The sequence below is a fragment of the Bradyrhizobium nivariense genome (genome assembly GCF_029846695.2).
Lineage (GTDB): Bacteria > Pseudomonadota > Alphaproteobacteria > Rhizobiales > Xanthobacteraceae > Bradyrhizobium.
The window spans coordinates 1-2,477 of record NZ_JARWCR020000166.1; the positions used below are offsets into that span (position 1 = coordinate 1).

A 2,477-nucleotide genomic window follows, 5' to 3' on the forward strand; every position below is an offset into this window, starting at 1 on the left:
TGTGTTTCGGCATGGAATAAGGACCCCGTTTTCGGGGTGATCGGCATCCAATCGGGACCCCGGGATAAGGGTCCACAGTGGCTTCCATCGAGTCATGGAAGCCGAGGTTGGGATGCTGGTGGTGGAGACGATTGGTAAGATCCGTCGCGCCTACTTTGTTGATGGTCGTCCGATCAAGGCGATCTGCCGAGAACTTGGCATATCGCGGAAGGTGGTTCGCAAGGTCATTCGTTCTCAAGCGACGGAGTTCCGGTATGAGCGCGAGACGCAGCCGCTCCCGAAGATGGGTGCCTGGAGTGCCGAGCTTGACCGGTTGCTGGCAGGGAATGAGAGCAAGGCGGCGCGGGAACGGCTGACGCTGATCCGGCTATTCGAAGAGCTTCGCGGCCTGGGTTATGCCGGCGGCTATGATGCGGTTCGTCGATACGCACGACGGTGGAGCAAGGAACGCGGCAGCTCGACAGCGTCGGCCTATGTGCCGCTAAGCTTTGCACCAGGCGAAGCCTACCAGTTCGACTGGAGCCACGAGGTCGTCCTGCTGAGCGGCACCACGGTGATGGTGAAGGCTGCTCATGTCCGGCTCTGTCACAGCCGCATGCTGTTCGTGCGGGCCTATCCGCGGGAGACGCAGGAGATGGTGTTCGACGCCCACGACCGGGCGTTCGCCCTGTTCAAAGGCACCTGCACCCGCGGCATCTACGACAACATGAAGACCGCCGTAGAGACGATCTTCGTCGGTAAAGGCCGTCTCTACAATCGCCGCTTCCTGCAGATGTGCAGCCACTATCTGGTCGATCCGGTCGCCTGTACGCCGGCGTCGGGCTGGGAGAAGGGGCAGGTCGAGAACCAGGTCGGGCTGGTCCGGGAACGCTTCTTCACGCCGCGGCTGCGGTTCAAGAACCTCGACGAGTTAAACGCCTGGCTGCTCGACAAATGCATCGCCTACGCCAAGGCTCATCGTCATCCGGAGCTGGCCGATCAGACGATCTGGGACGTGTTCGAAGCCGAACGCCCCAAACTCGTTCCCTATGCCGGCCGCTTCGACGGCTTCCATGCGGTGACGGCATCGGTCTCGAAGACCTGCCTGGTGCGCTTCGACAACAACAAGTACTCGGTCGCAGCCAGCGCAGTCGGACGACCGGTCGAGGTTCAAGCCTATGCCGATCGCATCGTGATCCGTCAGGACGGCCGGATCGTTGCCGAGCATCCACGATCCTTCGGTCGCGGCGAGACGACCTACGATCCCTGGCATTATGTGCCGGTGCTCGCCCGCAAACCCGGCGCCTTGCGCAACGGTGCTCCCTTCAAAGACTGGGTGCTGCCGGCCGCGATCGAGCGGATCCGGCGCAAGCTGGCCAGCACCGACGACGGCAATCGGCAGATGGTCGACATCCTCAACGCGGTGCTGACTGACGGTCTGTCCGCGGTGGAAGCGGCCTGTGCCGAAGCGCTCAGTCACAGCGTCCATTCCGCCGATGTCGTGCTCAATATCCTGGCCCGTCAACGTGAACCCGCCGCACCGGCCAACATCATGACGCCGGCCGCACTGACGCTCCGCCATGCACCGATCGCCGATTGTGCCCGCTACGACAACCTCCGGAGGACCATCTGATGGAACGAACCCAAATCTTTGACCTCATGGGCGAGCTCAAGCTCTACGGCATGAAGGCTGCCTTCGATGAGATCATGGCAACTGCCGTCAAGCGCCAGCACGAACCCCAGCGCATTGTCGGCGACCTGCTCAACGCCGAGATCAACGAGAAGCAAGCCAGGTCGATCAAATACCAGCTCACCATTGCCAAGCTACCGCTTGCCAAGGACATCGCCGACTTCCAGTTCGACGGCACGCCGATCAATCAGACGCTCGTCAATGATCTCGCTGGCGGCGGCTTCATCGCCCAACAACGCAACGTCGTGCTGGTTGGTGGCACCGGCACCGGCAAAACCCATCTGGCCATTGCCATCGCCAGAAGTTGCATCCGCGATGGCGCCAGAGGACGCTTCTACAACGTCGTCGACCTCGTCAACCGGCTCGAGACCGAGACCCGCAACGGTCGGCAGGGACGGCTCGCCGAGCATCTGACCCGCATGGACTTCATCGTTCTCGACGAGCTGGGCTATCTGCCATTCGCGCAATCGGGCGGTCAGCTCCTATTCCATCTCATCAGCCGGCTCTACGAGCGCACCTCCATCATTGTCACCACCAATCTTGCGTTCGGCGAATGGCCCAGCGTGTTCGGCGATGCTAAAATGACCACCGCGCTACTCGACCGACTGACCCATCACTGCGACATCGTCGAGACCGGCAACGACAGCTGGCGATTCAAAAGCCGCGACGATGTTCAAACAACCCGCGCTCGCGCCGTCTCCGCAACCCCGACCAGCTCCGACGACCCGAGCGCTACCAGCAGAGCACGCCGATCAAAGGGGTCCCTTTTGGATGCCGATAGGGGGTCCCAGTCGAACGCCGATTGACA

The 2,477-nt window shown here is 61.8% G+C and carries 1 protein-coding gene and 1 pseudogene; both read left to right on the top strand.

Annotated features, from left to right (window positions below; genetic code table 11):
- Nucleotides 1-112: 112 nt before the first annotated feature.
- A pseudogene (gene istA, locus QCM77_RS45660) lies at nt 113-1,634 on the top strand (IS21 family transposase).
- Nucleotides 1,612-2,475: an IS21-like element helper ATPase IstB gene (gene istB / locus QCM77_RS45665; protein ID WP_166107168.1), complete on the top strand. Its 864-nt coding sequence runs from the start codon at nt 1,612-1,614 to the stop codon at nt 2,473-2,475. Before istA ends, istB begins: the two are co-directional and overlap by 23 nt.
- Nucleotides 2,476-2,477 lie beyond the last annotated feature (2 nt).